This window comes from Nocardia sp. NPDC056100 (assembly GCF_042266325.1).
Taxonomy (GTDB): domain Bacteria; phylum Actinomycetota; class Actinomycetes; order Mycobacteriales; family Mycobacteriaceae; genus Nocardia.
Genome location: NZ_JBHJVY010000004.1, coordinates 1,249,022 through 1,264,140 on the forward strand (window position 1 = coordinate 1,249,022; position 15,119 = coordinate 1,264,140).

At 66.3% G+C, this 15,119-nt stretch carries 15 protein-coding genes; 11 read left to right on the plus strand and 4 right to left on the minus strand.

Annotated elements, in window-relative coordinates; translation table 11 throughout:
- Positions 1-174 precede the first annotated feature (174 nt).
- The 5 genes from ACFC0O_RS36095 (at position 175) to ACFC0O_RS36115 (ending at position 6,039) form a co-directional block, all read left to right on the plus strand.
- Positions 175-834: a phosphate uptake regulator PhoU gene (locus tag ACFC0O_RS36095; protein WP_375966107.1), complete on the plus strand. Its 660-nt coding sequence runs from the start codon at positions 175-177 to the stop codon at positions 832-834.
- A 132-nt stretch (positions 835-966) separates the two neighbouring features.
- The gene (locus ACFC0O_RS36100) at positions 967-3,441 is read left to right on the plus strand and encodes an MFS transporter (RefSeq protein ID WP_375966109.1); all 2,475 of its coding nucleotides are present in this window, start codon (positions 967-969) and stop codon (positions 3,439-3,441) included.
- 138 nt (positions 3,442-3,579) lie between these two features.
- A complete protein-coding gene (locus ACFC0O_RS36105; RefSeq protein ID WP_375966112.1) occupies positions 3,580-4,467 on the plus strand; it encodes an SGNH/GDSL hydrolase family protein in 888 nt (295 codons plus the stop codon).
- Positions 4,468-4,631: 164 nt separating this feature from the next.
- On the plus strand, positions 4,632-5,039 hold the full coding sequence (locus ACFC0O_RS36110) for a hypothetical protein (protein ID WP_364639271.1): 408 nt from the start codon (positions 4,632-4,634) through the stop codon (positions 5,037-5,039).
- A gap of 241 nt (positions 5,040-5,280) precedes the next feature.
- A complete protein-coding gene (locus ACFC0O_RS36115; RefSeq protein ID WP_375966115.1) occupies positions 5,281-6,039 on the plus strand; it encodes a DUF6319 family protein in 759 nt (252 codons plus the stop codon).
- On the opposite strand, the gene ACFC0O_RS36120 is transcribed toward ACFC0O_RS36115, so the two are convergent.
- Entirely contained in the window at positions 6,036-6,434 is a 399-nt protein-coding gene (locus ACFC0O_RS36120; RefSeq protein ID WP_375966118.1) for a hypothetical protein, read from the minus strand. The two genes, ACFC0O_RS36115 and ACFC0O_RS36120, sit on opposite strands and share 4 nt — an antisense overlap.
- A 41-nt stretch (positions 6,435-6,475) precedes the next feature.
- On the minus strand, positions 6,476-7,912 hold the full coding sequence (locus ACFC0O_RS36125; protein ID WP_375966120.1) for a diguanylate cyclase domain-containing protein: 1,437 nt from the start codon (positions 7,910-7,912) through the stop codon (positions 6,476-6,478).
- A gap of 367 nt (positions 7,913-8,279) precedes the next feature.
- On the opposite strand from ACFC0O_RS36125, the gene galK reads away from it, so the two are divergent.
- From galK to ACFC0O_RS36145, 4 genes are all read left to right on the plus strand, one after another.
- A complete protein-coding gene (galK, locus tag ACFC0O_RS36130; protein WP_375966123.1) occupies positions 8,280-9,404 on the plus strand; it encodes a galactokinase in 1,125 nt (374 codons plus the stop codon).
- A 127-nt stretch (positions 9,405-9,531) separates the two neighbouring features.
- Positions 9,532-9,963, plus strand: a complete 432-nt coding sequence (locus ACFC0O_RS36135) for a group II truncated hemoglobin (protein WP_375966126.1) — start codon at positions 9,532-9,534, stop codon at positions 9,961-9,963.
- Between the two features lie 165 nt (positions 9,964-10,128).
- Positions 10,129-11,817 (plus strand): sodium:solute symporter family protein, encoded by a 1,689-nt coding sequence (locus ACFC0O_RS36140; protein ID WP_375966493.1) that lies wholly within the window; start codon positions 10,129-10,131, stop codon positions 11,815-11,817.
- Positions 11,818-11,830: 13 nt separating this feature from the next.
- On the plus strand, positions 11,831-12,061 hold the full coding sequence (locus ACFC0O_RS36145; protein WP_364639250.1) for a hypothetical protein: 231 nt from the start codon (positions 11,831-11,833) through the stop codon (positions 12,059-12,061).
- 19 nt (positions 12,062-12,080) lie between these two features.
- Here the strand turns inward: ACFC0O_RS36145 and ACFC0O_RS36150 are convergent, their stop codons facing one another.
- Positions 12,081-13,133, minus strand: a complete 1,053-nt coding sequence (locus tag ACFC0O_RS36150) for an LLM class flavin-dependent oxidoreductase (RefSeq protein WP_375966130.1) — start codon at positions 13,131-13,133, stop codon at positions 12,081-12,083.
- Positions 13,134-13,186: 53 nt separating this feature from the next.
- On the opposite strand from ACFC0O_RS36150, the gene ACFC0O_RS36155 reads away from it, so the two are divergent.
- Together ACFC0O_RS36155 and ACFC0O_RS36160 are read left to right on the plus strand one after the other, a co-directional pair.
- Positions 13,187-13,690, plus strand: a complete 504-nt coding sequence (locus ACFC0O_RS36155; protein ID WP_375966132.1) for an SRPBCC family protein — start codon at positions 13,187-13,189, stop codon at positions 13,688-13,690.
- A gap of 4 nt (positions 13,691-13,694) precedes the next feature.
- Entirely contained in the window at positions 13,695-14,273 is a 579-nt protein-coding gene (locus ACFC0O_RS36160) for a TetR/AcrR family transcriptional regulator (RefSeq protein WP_375966135.1), read from the plus strand.
- 51 nt (positions 14,274-14,324) lie between these two features.
- Here ACFC0O_RS36160 and ACFC0O_RS36165 read toward each other — a convergent pair whose 3' ends face one another.
- Positions 14,325-15,020, minus strand: coding sequence for a hypothetical protein (locus ACFC0O_RS36165; protein ID WP_375966138.1), 696 nt, complete (start codon positions 15,018-15,020; stop codon positions 14,325-14,327).
- Between the last annotated feature and the right edge of the window lie 99 nt (positions 15,021-15,119).

Sequence of the window (15,119 nt, forward strand, 5' to 3'; positions counted from 1 at the left end):
CGCCCCAGTGTCGGGTACCCCGGGCGCTTTTCCGGATACGACGCACCGGTGCCCGGGCAATGAATACGACTGGTCGGTTGGTTATTTTCCGGTGACATGGCCGAGACGCATTCGGGCGGAATGCTTTTCCCGCGATATTGTGCAGTTGTGCGGGTGGGCGGACAAGATATGCGAGTGCGGACGAAATTCTCGATCGAGCTCATGGCGCTGACCGATGAGCTGGCGCATATGGCGCGGCTGACCCATGAGGCGGCCGAGCGCGCGACGGTGGCGTTGGAGGGCTGTGACCTCACCGCCGCCTACGAGGTGTTCGCGCTCGAGGAACAGGTGCAGATCGAGCACGCCAAGTGCGAGGACCGGTCGGTCATCCTGCTGGCCCTGGAGGCTCCGGTGGCGCGCGACCTGCGCCATGTGGTGACGGCCATGCAGATCGCCGACGATCTGCTCGGCATCGCCGGCGCGCTGAGCCGGGTGGCCGATGTGGTGGTGCGCCGCTATCCGGAACCGGTTGCGGTGCAGCCGATCGCCGAGATGCTGGCCGAGATCGCCGATGCGGTAACCACTCTGGTGGATCTGGTGGTGAGAGTCATTGCCGCGCAGAATCCGCCGCGCGATCAGGTGCTGGTGCCGCGCGATGACGCACTGGACCGGCTGCGCCTGCGCGCCGCCGAGGCCGCCGCGGATTCGGGCTGGTCGCACGGGTCGGCCATGGCCATCGATATCGCCATGATGGCGCATCACTTCGGGCACTGCGTGGATCATTCGGTGCGGATCGGTCAGCTCATTCGCTTCTTCCACACCGGAATTCCGCTGTACGCACAAGTGGAGGGGTAACCACCTCATAGCGGGGGTGGCCGGTCAGGGGCCGGATCGGCAAGGGTACGCTGCCCGAATTGCTTCATGGCGAGGTCTTTTCGAGTAGCACCGCACTGCACGGACACCCGAAATCCGACAAGGGCCCCAAACATGACTAATGCCCCAACCAAGCCGCGGGTTATCCCGCCGGCTTCGGAAAGCGGTGCGAGAGAGTCACTGTCGCACCGTCAGATTATGACCATATTGTCCGGTTTGTTGCTGGGTGTATTTCTGGCGGCACTGGATCAGAACATCGTCAGCGTGGCGATCGTGCGCATCGCCAACAGCCTGCACGGCTTCGATCAGCAGGCGTGGGCCACCACGGCCTACCTGATCACCGCCACCATCAGCACCCCGCTGTACGGCAAACTCGCCGATATCCACGGCCGAAAACCCTGCTACCTCATAGCCATCGGGGTCTTCGTGCTCGGTTCGGTGGCCTGCACCTTCGCCACCACCATGTATCAGCTCGCGGGCTTCCGCGCGGTACAGGGCATCGGCGCGGGCGGGCTCATGTCGCTGGCCTTCACGATTATCGGCGATATCGTGCCACCCCGGGAACGGGTCCGCTACCAGGGCTATTTCATGATGGTCTTCGGTATCGCCACCGTGCTGGGCCCGGTACTGGGCGGCTTCTTCTCCAATGCCGATCACCTGCTCGGCCTGGAGGGCTGGCGCTGGGTGTTCCTGGTCAACGTCCCCATCGGCGTCCTCGCCATGCTGGTGGTGGCCCGGGTGCTCAATGTGCCGTTCGAGCGCAAGCGCATCCGCACCGACTGGTTCGGTGCGATCACGCTGACCGCCGCCACGGTGCCGCTGCTCATCATCGCCCAGCAGGGCCGGGACTGGGGCTGGCAGAGCCATCGCGCGCTGCTCTGCTACGGCATCGCCGCGGGCGGATTCGTGCTCTTCCTGATCGTGGAATTCCTGATGAAGGATGCCGCGCTGATTCCATTGCGGCTCTTCCGCAATGGCACCTTCAGCCTCGCCATCATCGGCGGATTGATTGTGGGCGTTGCCATGTTCGGCGCCATCGTGCTGGTGCCGCTGTATTTCCAAGTGGTGCGCGGCTATTCGCCGACCAATGCCGGGTTGCTCATGCTGCCGCTGGTGGTCGGCATCATGATCGGCGCGCAATTGGCCGGGCTGGTCACCAAATTCACCGGCCGCTACAAGGTGTTGCCGATTCTGGGCTCACTGGTGATCGCCATCGGCTCGGTGCTGTTCGCCCGGGTGCACTACGACAGCGCGCTGTGGCAGCCGCTGCTGTACTGCGGCATCATCGGTTTCGGCCTGGGCGGCTGTATGCAGACCCTGGTCATCGCGACCCAGAACGCCGGTCCCCGTTCGGATATGGGCGTCTCGACGGCCGCCGCCACCTTCTTCCGCCAGATGGGCGGCACGCTGGGCGTGGCGATCTTCCTGACCATCCTGTTCAACCTGCTGCCCAAGCGCATTCTGCGCGCGTTCGGCGGCGAGCTGCCGCCCGGCTTCGACGCGGGAGAGCTGGGCCGGATCCAGAGCAATACCGCCGGGATCGCCGCGCTGCCCGAACAGCTTCGATCCCCGATCCTGATCGGTTTCACCGATGCCATGGCCGGGGTGTTCTACGTGGCGGGCGCGGTGGCGGTGCTGGCCGCGTTCGTGCTCATGTTCATGAAAGAGATTCCGCTGCAGGACATGCCGTCCCCGGCGGCGGCCGAAGCGGGCGTCGTGACCGAGCCCGAACCCGAACCCGAGGCCGTCCCCGACGCGGAGCCCGAGCAGGAATTGCGGATCGTCGAGCCGGCCGGGATCGCCATCTCCGGCTGTGTGCACCGCGAGGACGGCACCTCGATCCCCGATGCGGTGCTCACCCTCATCGATCAACGCGGACATCAGGTTTCGCGGGCCCTGGGCCAAGCCGACGGGGCCTACGCCATCGGCGCGCCGCGCGCGGGCGGCTATGTCCTGATCGTCTCCGCCTACGGCTATCAGCCGACGGCGGTGACCATTACGGTCGCGCGCCGCCCGCATCAACTCGATATCGCGCTGATCGGTTCGGGCGAGGTTTCGGGTCTGGTGCGCGCGGCGGGCCGCGGTGCTCCGCTGGCCGATGTCTCGGTCACCCTCACCGACACCTATGGCGATGTCGTCGCCTCCGCCGTCAGCACGGCCGACGGCGCGTACGTCTGCCGCGGCGTGCTGGCGGGCAACTACACCCTGGTCGCGGTGGCCGGTCATATGCGCCCCACCGCCGTCACGCTGACCGTCCCGGACTCCGGCATGCTCCGCCACGACGTCGAACTGCTGCCCCGCGCCGTACTGGCCGGATCGGCGAGCACCGATGCGGGACACAAGGTTCCGGACGCCCAGATCACCGTCCTGGACGAAGCGGGCGATCTCATCGCCGTCACCCGCACCGACGACACCGGCCACTATGTGGTCCCGGATCTGGCCGACGGCCGGTACACGGTGATGGCCCGGGGTTATCCGCCGGTCTTCAGCCGGGTCACGGTGGTGGACGGCGAGGTCGCCCACGATGTGCTGCTCGGATACGAACGCGAGCACGCCGAGCCGCTGTTGACCTCGGGGGAGCGCGTCTGAGGGTTGACCGCGGCTGAAGCCCCCGGGAATTCTCCACTTTCACCGCACGCGTGACGCGGACCGCTGTTATGTTCTCGGCAGAGCAATCTGAACAACGGTCCAGTTCACTGTCGGGGTGTCGGTCAAGGGGAGAATGACTTGAGGATCTCGCATGCCCTGGTGGCGGCCGCCGCGGTCGCGGCGGTGCTGCCGGTCGGCGCGGCGCACGCCGAACCCGAGGTGCACACACCGTTGAACGAGTATGTGGCGCTGGGGGATTCATGGGCGGCCGATGCCACCCTGAGTCAGGTGACCACGGCGTTCACCCCGCTGCACTGTGTGCAGAGCATCGGCAACTACGCCAAGCAGGTGGCCGCCGCGCTCGCGGTTCCGGTATTCCGCGATGCCACCTGCGGCGGTGCGATGACGGTGAATATGACCTCCCCGCAGACCTCCGTATTCGGCAGCAACCCACCGCAATTCGATCGACTGAGCGAGTCCACCGATCTGGTCACCCTCGAAATCGGCGGCAATGACGCGGATCTGGCGGCCACCGTCTCCGATTGCGTCACCGCCGATCCGCGCGCCACGCCCTGTCTCGACGAGATGGTCGTGAACGGGGTGGACCGGATGTCGGCGAATATCGCGCGGGCCGAGCCGCGGGTGGCCGCCGTACTCGCGGGGATCCGCGAGCGTGCCCCGCACGCGCGCATTCTGCTGCTGGACTACTTCGAGGGCATCGGCGTCACCGGCGGCTGTTTCCCGATGATCCCGATTTCCGATCCGGACGCGATCTGGCTGGGCGGCAAGCTCATCGAACTGCACGACATGCTCGCCCGGGTGGCCGCGACCAGCGGTGTCGAGTTCGTGGACACCTACACCGGCAGTTCCGGTCACGATGCCTGCGAGCCGGTCGGCACCCGGTGGGTGGAAGGTCTGATCCCGTTCTCCGGCACGCCGGTCGGCCTGGCCGTACCCTTCCATCCGAACCAGTTGGGGGCGGACTACCAGGCCCGTCGCGTGCTGGAGGTATTGGGTGCGAACTGAACTTCCGCCCCCGGTGCGACACGCCTGCCGCGTCATGTGACGACACGCGCGTCAACTGGGGTAATCTCTGCGCGCGGCTAATTAGCGGCAACAGTGTTACGGGGGCGCTGGTTTACCGCACGGCTGATTTGTTGCACAGAAGTGCGCGGTGGAAAGGGAGATTCATGATCGCCCCCTACCTGAGGCTCGTCGGTGTTCTAGGTGGATGCGCGGCTGTGCTGGCGGGGTGTGCGCGAGCGGGTACGCCGACGCCGGGAGTCGAGGGCGCCGATAAGGCCGAAGCGCAACACAGCACCGCGGAAATGCAGCGCAGCGCGTTCGTCACCGGCTGCGGCGGCACCTCGGCGGGCTGGGAGGCCACCGCGGTGGTGAGCAACCGGGATCAGGTGGAGCACCGGTACCTCGTGGTGATCAGTTTCCTGACCGCGGAATCCACAGTGCTGGAACGCACCAGCACCGAGGTGACCGTGGCGGCCGGGGCCACCCAGGACTTCACCACCGAGACCAAACTCGATCCGGTCACCCGCCCGCAGAGCGTGCGCTGTGTGCTGCGCGGGGTGGAACAGCTCTGAATTCGAGGGGCCGACAGCTCCGAGTTCGAGGGGCCGACAGCTCGGAAACTTGCGCGCACGGGGTGCTCTGCGCCTACGATCGGACCGCCGGCCATGCTCGGTGGGCCGCACGAGTCGGATTAGCTAAACGTTCACTGACCAGTGCGTCGGTGGCGGTGCGAATTCTCCGGATGTGGATTTGTCGGTGCCATGGGGCATGCTCTGTGCACGCTGATGTCCAACCGTCCGCCCGGAGAGTCCCATGTCGTCCCGTAGCACCAAGCCACAGCCCTTGTCGGAGATAGAGATTCGGCAGATCGCCGAGCAGATCGATGCAGGCCGTCCGCCGATGGTGTGGTTCACGGCGGCAGCGGTCGGAGTACCGGAAGGCCGTTCCGGCAAGGTGATCTCACTCGGTGATCCGTCCGAGGGTGATTTTCTGCAGGTGAAGCCGACCGGTTCCAAAGATGTGCTTTCGTTCGGCCCCACCGAGGTGACCCTGACCAAACCGGCCCGGCAGCAGCCCGCCGCCGGTGCGAAACAGAAAACGGCAACCAGGAAGGACCCCACCGTGACGATGCCGTCGCCCGCAGCACCCACCGCGACCATTGCCGCTACTCCGCCGAGCGCGCCCGCCGCGCCCAAGCCCGAGACAGCTGTTCCCGCAACCGAAACCAGCACCGAGGCGGCCAAGCCCAAACCGGCCGCCGCCGCATCGCGCCCCGCGCGCAACGCGGCCGCAGCGAAGAAGCCCAAGGAACCCGAAGTCGTGGTGACGCTCAGCGGCACCGCCGACGGCGAGTGGACCTTGGACGTGGTCAATGGCAAGAAGCGCACCATCAAGGGCCTGTCCGTACCGGGTTCGGCGGTCTCGCAGGCCGCCAAGCTATTGCACCCGGAGGTCGCCGAGGTGGTCGACGGCGTGCTCGAGGCGGTACGACTGACACAGCGTGCCAAGGTCGAGCAGCTGCAGGCCGAATTGGAGAACGCCCGGCGGCTGCTCGACGAGCTCGCCGGCTAGCCTTCCGCCGCAGGAGGTTCCGCGTCCGGAGCAGCGGGAACGTTGCCCGGCCGGAACCCCAGCCCGCGCAGGAAGTTATCGATACCGGCGGCGATATTCGGTCCCATTCGACCGATCCTGTCGCCCCAGCCGGAGGATCCGGTGCCCTTGCCCGAGCCGGTGTACGGCGCGTAAGGGTTACTGGAACCACCTGTGGCCGAACCACTTCCGATCGATCCGGTATTGAGCGATCCGGTGCCGATGGCGATTTCTGTGCCCACTGGCGCGGACACCGCGGGCGTGTTCTCCAGCTCCAGCGGAGCCGCGTTGGCGGCTCCCGCCGCGCCGAGCGCGAGTGCGACCGAGGCGGCCCCGGTCGCGGTGAGTAGTCGATAGCGACTGGTCGTAATCTTCATTGAAGTACCCGAATATCCGTGCGTTGACAACAATTACGATGTCAGACCGCGGACTCCCGGTGCCACGTACGCGGTCCGGACTCCGGGTGACCATGCCTGAGATCAGCATGGAAAACGTACCCCAGCGAATATTCCTTCGCATGGTACATAGCCGAATCCGCCTCGCGGAGAAGCTCATACACCGTGGTATCGGCCCCGCGCGGGCCGCTGCAGGCAATTCCGATACTGGCCGCGATGCGCACCTCGGCGGCACTGAGTTCGAACGGTTCACCGAGTGTGGCCAATAGCCGCTCGGCCAGCAATAGCGCCTGCTGACGACCCAGCGGGGCCAGCACCACGAATTCGTCACCGCCATAACGCGCGGCGGCGTCATCGCGCCGGATGATGCGGCGAATACGGGCCGCCGCATTGGCGATCAACTCATCGCCGACCGCATGCCCCCAATTGTCATTGACCCGTTTGAACCCGTCCAGATCGATGAACAGCAGCGCGAGCGGCTGATCACCCCAGCGGTCCCGATTACGATGCAGCGCCCGCAGCAGAGCGGCGCGGTTCAGGAGGCCGGTGAGCATATCGTGGTCCGCCTGGTACTGCGCGCGCCGTTCGCTGCGGGCGCTGCGTTCGATGGCGCGTTCGCTGCGTAGCAGCACGCCGGCGAGTAGTAGGGCGAATAGTGAGGAGACCACGACGCGGTCCAGCAGATTCAGGCTGGAGCCCACCACCGGTACCAGCGAGGCCACGATCATCACGATGGCGATGATGCTGGCGCGCTGGCGGGAGCGATGGGAATGGATATCGCGCGGCCCGCCCAGCATGACCATGGTCGGATGCAGCGCCGCCGCGCCGATCAGCGTGTACGCCAGTTGCAATGGCAGCAGCAGGATCTGGCGGCCCAGTTCGGCCGAACCGGCCGTCTCCAGGTTGTAGCCGAGATCGCCCGCCAGAATCACCAGCATGGCCAGATACACCAGGCGCAGTGAGGTTTCCGAGCGCGCGGAGGTCACCACCGAATGCGCCACCACGGTGAGCAGGAAGGCGTCGACCACCGGATAGGTGATCGCGGTGGCGGTGGTGAAATTGAAGCCGTGTGCGCGATGCAGAATCGGCGAGATGAGAAAGGTCCAGGACAGCAGTGCCGCACCGAGTCCGATCAGGCCGGAATCCAGCAGCAGATCGTGATCGGTACTGTTCTGTCGCGGCCGCAGCCATAGCACGGCGGCCGCGCCGATACAGCAGTAGCCGCTGAGGGTGAACAGATCGTCGAATGGATGGCGGTGCCAGTCGGTGACTTCGCGCAGGGTGGTGCCTATGGTGAATTGCACGGCCGAGGCCGACAGCAGATACCAGGGCAGCGGGAATCGCGGCCGATAGCGGTGCACACCGGCGCCGATCATGACCAGTGCGATGGTGACCGAGGCGAACAGCGTGCACAGGGCGAGGAGGCGATTGTTCACCACCAGGGGCAGTGCCAGAATCAATACCCCACAACCGAACAGCAGTGAACGCCAACAGACTCGTAACCGTCGACCGGAACCGGCCGGTTGTTCGTCTGCTTGCACCAGCCCCCCTTTTTGTCCGCTCCGTCCCCAGTTGTAATCGGCTGTGCCACCACGAATCACGAACCGAGCATTGCCGTACGAGCATAGGTGCCGAGCGACGGCCGCAGTATCCACGGGGGAAGAGGCGCTGCCATCGAAATTTGGGCAACCGAGTCGATCATGGCACGAAATGTCGCTCCGCGTAGTGGAGTCCGCCGAACCCGCAGCATCGCGATCCGCGTGACTCGCTATGCTCGCTGCGCAATGGAACCCGACGGCCTGCGTGACTCTGGGAACAGGAGCTGAGGTGGCTGCATCGTCCGCGACATCGACGGCGGGGCGCTGGCTCGCCCCCGGCCGGGTCAACCTCATCGGTGAGCACACCGATTACAACGAGGGATACGTATTGCCGCTGGCCCTGCCGATGGGCATGACCTGCACCGCCGCGATCCGGACGGACCGGCTGGTGCGGCTGCGGTCGGCACAGGCGCCCTGCGACGAGGTCGAGATCGCCATGGGCGCGCTCGCCGCCGCGGGCTGGTCCGAACTGCCGAACTGGTCGCACTATCCGCTCGGGGTGATCCGCGAATTCGAGCGGCGCGGGCACGAGGTGCGCGGGGTCGATCTCGAATTGGACGGCGATGTGCCCATCGGCGCGGGCCTGTCCTCCTCGGCGGCGCTGTCCTGCGCGGTGGCCATCGCACTGCGAGATCTGTTCGCGCCCAGCATCTCCACCGCCGAGATCATCGATATCGCGCGCACCGCCGAGAACGTCTACGTGGGGGTGCCCACCGGCATCCTGGATCAGTCGGCGTCCATGCTGTGCACCGCGGGGCATGTGCTGTTCCTGGATGTGCGCACGCGCGAGTACGAGCAGATCCCCTTCGATCTGCGCCGCTTCGGCCTGAGCCTGCTGGTGTTCGACACCGGCAGTCCGCACCATCTGGTGGACGGCGAGTACGCGCAGCGGCGCGCCGAATGTGCCACCGCCGCCGTGGAACTCGGCGTGCCGTACCTGCGTGACGCGACCCTGGCCGAGGCGAATCGGCTCACCGATCCGGTGCTGCGCGGGCGCGCCCGGCATGTGGTGTCCGAGAACGCCCGGGTGCGCCAGGTTGCCGACAAATTGCGTGGTGGCGCCGATCCGCGCGCGATCGGACCGATCCTGACCGCCGGGCACGCCTCGCTCCGGGACGATTTCGAGGTCTCCGCCCCGCAATTGGACACCGCCGTCGCCGCCGCGCTGGTGGCGGGCGCGTACGGCGCGCGGATGGTCGGCGGCGGATTCGGCGGCAGCGTCATCGCGCTGGCGGACGCCGGGCGGGCCGCCGGAATCGTCACCACGGTGCGGGATGCCTTCGCGCGCAGGGGTTTCGACGCCCCGCGCGATTTCGAGGTGACCCCGGCCGCGGGCGCGCGCCGACTGTCCTAGCGCCGTCCCCGAAGCCGGACGGGGTTGTTCGATTGCACCGCGCGATCGCTATATCGCACGTTTTCGGCTGTCCGGGATTAGCCTGAATACCGGAACGATCAACTCGCACACCAGGAACGAGCGAGCCATGGAGAGCCTGTACGAGTTCGCCGGCGGCGAAGAGGCCCTGCACCGCCTGGAAGAGATCTTCTACGATCGCGCACTGGCGGATCCCGTGCTGCGCGAGGTGTTTCCGGTGCGCCAGCCGGATCACGTCGACCATCTGACCTGGTTCACCGCCGAATCCTTCGGTGGCCCAGGCCGTTTCACCCGGGAACTGGGCTTCGCGTACATCATCGACGCGCACCGCGGCCTGAAGATCTCCGATGCGCAGCGGCAGCGCTTCGTCGAGGTGTATCTGGAATCCCTCGACGCGGCGGGTATGCCCGCCGATGAGAAATTCCGTGAGGCGGTGCGCCAGCATGTGGAGTTCGGCGCCCAGGTCGCACAGCAGAACTCGCTCGCGGAAACCGACGAGCAACTTCATCCATTGCGCGAAGTACCGCACTGGACCTGGTGATCGGTCAATACTCCTAGACGCCAGGCCGCGCCTCCCATAGGCCAGCGAACACCCCGCTAGTATTTCGCGCTACAGTCGTGCCCGCGCCATCTGTTTCGACAGGAGAGCCGTATGCCGTTCGACGCCAGCCTGCCCGCGGTGGCATTCGGGCAGCCCGCTGCGGTAATGGCCTCGAGCCAACTCAGACTCGATGCCGACCCCATCGACTATGCCCTGGTCGCACTGTATTTCGTCTTCGTACTCGGGATCGGCTGGCTGGCCCGCCAGCGGGTCTCGTCGAGTATCGACTTCTTCCTGTCCGGCCGTTCGCTACCGGCCTGGGTGACCGGCCTGGCCTTCATCTCCGCCAATCTGGGCGCGGTCGAGATCATGGGCATGTCGGCGAATGGCGCCGAATACGGCATGCCGACCATGCACTACTTCTGGATCGGCGCGGTCCCGGCCATGCTGTTCCTGGGCATCGTGATGATGCCGTTCTACTACGGCTCCAAGGTGCGCAGCGTGCCCGAGTTCATGCTGCGCCGCTTCGGTCCCGGCGCGCACCTGGTGAACGCGCTGAGTTTCGCGGTGGCACAGGTGCTCATCGCGGGCGTGAACCTGTATCTGCTCGGCAGCATCGTCAATGTGCTGCTCGGGTGGCCGCTGTGGGTGTCGGTGCTGGCGGCGGCGGCCATCGTGCTCTCGTACATCACCCTGGGCGGACTGTCGGCGGCCATCTACAACGAGGTGCTGCAGTTCTTCATCATCGTGGCGGCGCTGCTGCCGCTCACCATTGTCGGCCTGCACAAGGTCGGCGGCTGGGACGGCCTGCGCGAGAAGGTGATCGAGGGTCCGGGCGGGGCGGAACAGCTGGACTCCTGGCCGGGCAATGAGCTCACCGGCTTCACCAGCAATATCGCCTCGGTGATCGGCATCGTGTTCGGCCTCGGCTTCGTGCTGTCCTTCGGCTACTGGACCACCAACTTCGTCGAGGTGCAGCGCGCCCTGGCCACGCATTCCATCTCGGCGGCGCAGCGCACCCCGATCATCGGCGCGTACCCGAAGATGTTCATCCCCTTCATCGTGGTCATCCCCGGCATGATCAGCGCGGTGCTGGTGCCCCAGATCGCCGATTTCAAAACACAATTGGCGGCGAATCCGGACTACAAGGGCGATGTCACCTACAACCAGGCGCTGCTCTATCTCATGAAGGATGTGCTGCCCAACGGACTGCTCGGCGTCGGCCTGGCCGGACTGCTGGCGGCGTTCATGGCGGGTATGGCGGCCAATGTGTCGGCGTTCAACACCGTCTTCAGCTACGACCTGTGGCAGCGGTACATCAAGCGCGACCGCTCGGATGAGTACTACCTGAAGGTCGGTCGCCTCGCCACGGTCGGGGCGACGCTCGGCGCGGTCGGCACCGCCTTCATCGCGGGCAATTTCTCCAACATGATGGATTACCTGCAGACCCTGTTCAGCTTCTTCAACGCCCCGCTGTTCGCGACCTTCATCCTGGGCATGTTCTGGAAGCGTATGACCCCCGCCGCGGGTTGGATCGGACTGGTCTGCGGTACCGGCGCGGCCATCATCGTCTTCGTGATGAGCAAGGCGCACGTCTTCGAATTGTCGGGTCAGGGCACGAGTTTCGTGGCCGCGGGCATTGCCTTCGTGGTCGACATCGTGGTCAGCGTGCTGGTCACCCAGGTGTCGCGGCCCAAACCGGTCGCCGAACTCGCTGGCCTGGTCTACTCCGAAACCCCCAAGGCCATGCGCACCGATGCGGACGCGGCCACCCTGCCCTGGTATCAGCGCCCCGGCCTGCTGGCCGGGATAGCGCTGGTCATCGTGATTCTGCTCAATGTGTTCGTCGGATAAGGAAAGGCGTCAAATGCTGTTCGATATCCGCACCATCGTCGGCGGGTTACTCGCCTGCTACGGAGTGATCCTGATCGTCGTCGCGCTGGCGTACAACACCGATTTCCAGCGCGCCAAGACCGGTGGCATCGACATCAACCTATGGGCCGGAATAGGTATGACGGTCGTCGGCCTGATCTTCTTCGCCTGGGTCCGGCTACGCCCGGTGCCGCAGCTGACGAGCGCGGACGACGACGCCGAATAGGTCTCGCCGCCCCGCCCGTTCAGGCGCGCACCAGCTCCAGCAGTCGGCGCAGGGTGACCAGCTGTTCCTCGAACGGCGTCTCCATCTTGGCGAGCAGTATCGAAATGCCCGCTGCCCGATAGCGTTTCACGCGCTCGGCGATATCGTCGGCGGTGCCGACCAGATTGGTGTGGCTGCCCAGTTCGAGCGGGACCGTGCGGCGCGCCGCATCGCGATCGCCGGACTGCCACAGCTGGGCCACCCGCTCGACGGCCGGACCGAATCCGAGCCTGGTGAACGCCTCGTTGTAGAAGTTGCGCCCGTTCGCACCCATCGCGCCGATGGTGAAGGCGTAACCCTCGGCGTGCTTCCGAATACGCTGTGCCGCATCGGTTTCGTCATCGGCGAACTCGACGGCCACCGGTGCCACCAGATCCAGATCGCCGAGTGTGCGGCCCGCTGATTCCGCGCCCTCCCGCAGCGGATCGAAGAACACCTCGGCCGCTTCGGGAATGAACGCGTTGCCGAGCCACCCGTCCGCCGCCGCACCGGTGAGCCGGAGATTCGCCGGACCCATGGACGCGATGTACACCGGTACCTCGCGCGGCGCGACCAGCGGCCGCAGCGCCCGACCGGCGCTGTCCGGCAGCGGCAGCGTGTACACCTCGCCGTCGTAGCTCAAAGATTCACCGCGACTGATGATTCGCAGGATCTCGATGGTTTCGCGAGTGGTGGCAACGGGTTTGCGGAATCGCACGCCATGCCACCCCTCCATCACCCGCGGCCCGGATACCCCGATGCCCAGGTTGAAGCGCCCGCCCGAGAGCTCCTGCAGACTCAGCGCCGAGGTGGCCAGCAGCGCCGGTGAGCGCGAGCCGAGCTGAACCACGAAGGTGCCCAATCGGATCGTCGAGGTCTTGGCGGCGAGGTATGCCAGCCCGGTCAGCGCGTCGTACCCCCACACCTCCGGCACCCATAGCGAGGCGACGCCGAGCCGCTCCGCCTCCACCGCGAACTCCGCCGCCCCCGGCAGGCGCGGTTCGATCACGACTCCGACCTCGAGCGGTTTCCCCTTGGGCTCCATCGACATCATGTTCTATGTTATAGACCATAGAAACTCTGGCCGGAACCCCGAAGGGCTGCACAGTGCGCTACCGCGATCAACCAACCGTCGAAGTTTCCCAGCGGGTGTCCTGTACCCCGGAGCAGGCGTGGGCCGTGGTCACCGATATCGGGCTGCCCGCGCTCGCCTCCGATGAACTGGACTCGGTCGAATGGCTGGACGGCGCGGACCACGTCGAGCTCGGCGCGCGATTCCGGGGCACGAATCAGCACAGCGCCATGGGTGCGTGGAGCACCGAATGCGAGGTGATCGAGGTGGAGCCCGAACGCCGCTGGGTATGGCAGGTGCGCGGGCCGCTCGGCGTCAGCGCCACCTGGGGTTTCGAGATCGATCCGGCGAGCTCCGGGGTGATCGTGCGGCAGTGGGGCCGGATGGGGCCGGATCCGTCCGGGTTGAACGCGGCCATCACCGCCATGCCGGAGAAGGAAGGCCGGATCATCGCCAATCGCCTGGTCGAATGGGAGCGCAATATGCGCGCGAACCTGTCCGCCGTGCAGGCGAAATTCGAAGCACCGCACGAGGATTAGCGTCATGGCAGCACGTGGTTCAACCAGGCGCAAGATGTTGATCGGCGGGGTGGAGCTGTTGCGTGAACGCGGCTCCGCGGGTGTCACCATCGATGCCGTGCTCGCCCGCACCGGCACGCCGCGCGGCTCGGTCTACCACCATTTCCCGGGTGGCCGCCGCCAATTACTCGGTGAGAGTTTGGGTCTGGCGTCCGATGCCATCGCCGCCATCATCGAGGAGACCTCGACCGTCGGCCCGGTGGAAGCGCTGCACCGTCTCGTCGACTTCTGGCGGCGGATCCTGTTGAACACCGAGGACTTCCAAGCCGTCTGCCCCGCCGTCGCGGTCGCGGTCAGTGGCACCGACGACGATCGCGCCCTGCATCCGGAGGTATCGGCCACCTTCACTCGGTGGCGCACCGCGCTCGTCGCATCCCTTATCGCCGCGGGCATCCCCGCACCCCGCGCGGGAAGCCTTGCCACACTGACGCTTTCGTCCGTCGAGGGCGCGATAATCCTCTGCCGGGTGCACCGCAGTCTCGAACCCCTCGAGGAAGTCGCCGCCGAGCTGGAGTCGCTACTCACCGGGAAGCTCGGGGGATAGCGTGCGGTATCGCCCGGTTACCCGGGGGATACCGCAGCGCGAATTCCGGGCCTACTTGGCCGGTGCCGTGAAGGGCTGGTTGATCGTCGTGAAGTACTGCGCCGCAGCGAGAATCGCCACCGGAGCCGTCACGAGGATCTGGCCCGCGACGGTTCCGAGGAAACCGATCACGCTCATGCCGACGATGCACCCGAGCACCGCACCGCCCAGCGCGCCGAACATGGCGGTCAGCGCACCGGTGACGGTGGCGAGGGTGGCGCCGCCGATGAGGCAGCCGACCGCCGCGCCGCCGAGGCCGCCGACCAGGGTGCCGATCGTCGCGCCCATGCCGATGGTGCTGGTCATGCGGCTCCAGGCGGCCTGTTCGCGGTCGTATTCGGTCTTCCAGGGCGCCCCGTTCTCGAACGGGAGGGCCACGGGCCGGTATGCGGCGTGGGCCAGGTCGAACTGCGGGGTGAGGGTGGCCACCCGGTCGTGGATCTCGGTGGCGATGGGGAAGACGAAATCGTCTACGCGGAAGGTCAATTCGGTTCCGGCGATGGTCTTGCCGTCGGCCGCCTTGATCTTGAAGACGCCGTCCTCGACCGCCATGGAACCGGCATCGGTGCGGATGACCGTATTGGTCTCGCTGTTCGTGGCGGTGTAGTTGATCGCCGAATCGGCCGTCGTATCGGCGTGCGCGGTGCCGGCGCAGACGGCGAGCGCGCTCGACATGACGATGGACGCGGCGAAGGTGTTGAGCTTCATCAGGTGAAAATCCTTGTGTCAGTGCAGGTCAGGTACTGCACGGGCAGAGTCGATCCCGACCGCCGGGATCGGCGTGAAGGTATGGTTTACCGGCGGCAC

What these genes read in the sequence shown, in the direction of transcription:
- ACFC0O_RS36165 (WP_375966138.1), bottom strand. Translation starts at nt 15,020, where the DNA reads ATGAAGCTCAACACCTTCGCCGCGTCCATCGTCATGTCGAGCGCGCTC.
- ACFC0O_RS36160 (WP_375966135.1), top strand. Translation starts at nt 13,695, where the DNA reads ATGGCAGCACGTGGTTCAACCAGGCGCAAGATGTTGATCGGCGGGGTG.
- ACFC0O_RS36100 (WP_375966109.1), top strand. Translation starts at nt 967, where the DNA reads ATGACTAATGCCCCAACCAAGCCGCGGGTTATCCCGCCGGCTTCGGAA.
- ACFC0O_RS36135 (WP_375966126.1), top strand. Translation starts at nt 9,532, where the DNA reads ATGGAGAGCCTGTACGAGTTCGCCGGCGGCGAAGAGGCCCTGCACCGC.
- ACFC0O_RS36115 (WP_375966115.1), top strand. Translation starts at nt 5,281, where the DNA reads ATGTCGTCCCGTAGCACCAAGCCACAGCCCTTGTCGGAGATAGAGATT.
- ACFC0O_RS36145 (WP_364639250.1), top strand. Translation starts at nt 11,831, where the DNA reads ATGCTGTTCGATATCCGCACCATCGTCGGCGGGTTACTCGCCTGCTAC.
- ACFC0O_RS36150 (WP_375966130.1), bottom strand. Translation starts at nt 13,133, where the DNA reads ATGATGTCGATGGAGCCCAAGGGGAAACCGCTCGAGGTCGGAGTCGTG.
- ACFC0O_RS36110 (WP_364639271.1), top strand. Translation starts at nt 4,632, where the DNA reads ATGATCGCCCCCTACCTGAGGCTCGTCGGTGTTCTAGGTGGATGCGCG.
- ACFC0O_RS36140 (WP_375966493.1), top strand. Translation starts at nt 10,129, where the DNA reads ATGGCCTCGAGCCAACTCAGACTCGATGCCGACCCCATCGACTATGCC.
- ACFC0O_RS36120 (WP_375966118.1), bottom strand. Translation starts at nt 6,434, where the DNA reads ATGAAGATTACGACCAGTCGCTATCGACTACTCACCGCGACCGGGGCC.